This is a genomic window from Bartonella capreoli (assembly GCF_902813205.1).
Classification (GTDB): Bacteria; Pseudomonadota; Alphaproteobacteria; order Rhizobiales; family Rhizobiaceae; genus Bartonella; species Bartonella schoenbuchensis.
The window spans coordinates 1-452 of sequence record NZ_CADDZX010000208.1 but is presented as its reverse complement, the minus strand read 5'-3'; the positions used below and the strand labels follow the sequence as shown (position 1 = coordinate 452).

The 452-nt window shown below is 35.6% G+C and carries 1 pseudogene; it reads left to right on the top strand.

What is annotated here, in order from left to right:
- Positions 1 to 427, top strand: a pseudogene (locus J7R05_RS08080) (lipid-A-disaccharide synthase); the annotation flags it as partial.
- Between the last annotated feature and the right edge of the window lie 25 nt (positions 428 to 452).

Here is a 452-nt window from a genome sequence, read left to right as displayed (position 1 = left end):
AGAAGTTGTTATTGGTGAAGATGCAAAATGGTGTGCTTTTGCGGAAGCTGATGTTGCACTTGCAGCTCTTGGAACGGTTTCACTTGAATTAGCATTGGCAAAAATTCCAATGGTTCTTTGCTATAAGCTTGATCTTTTTTCTAGATTATTCATTTTTTCCAAAGTGATGTTATGGAGTGCTGCTCTCCCAAATATTATTTCTGATAAGCCTATTGTGCCGGAATATTTTAACGAATTTCTACGCCCTGGCATGTTAGCAAGGCAAATAGAACAGCTTTTGTATAATCCTTTATTACGACAGGCACAACTCGATGCTTTTGAAATAGTGGAACAGAAAATGAAAACTGAAGTACCATCGGGAGTTGTTGGAGCACAAACGATAATTAATCTTCTCGAAAAAATAAAACACTTAAAATTGTGCAGATAAAACAGCGTTGATAATTAATGTTTAA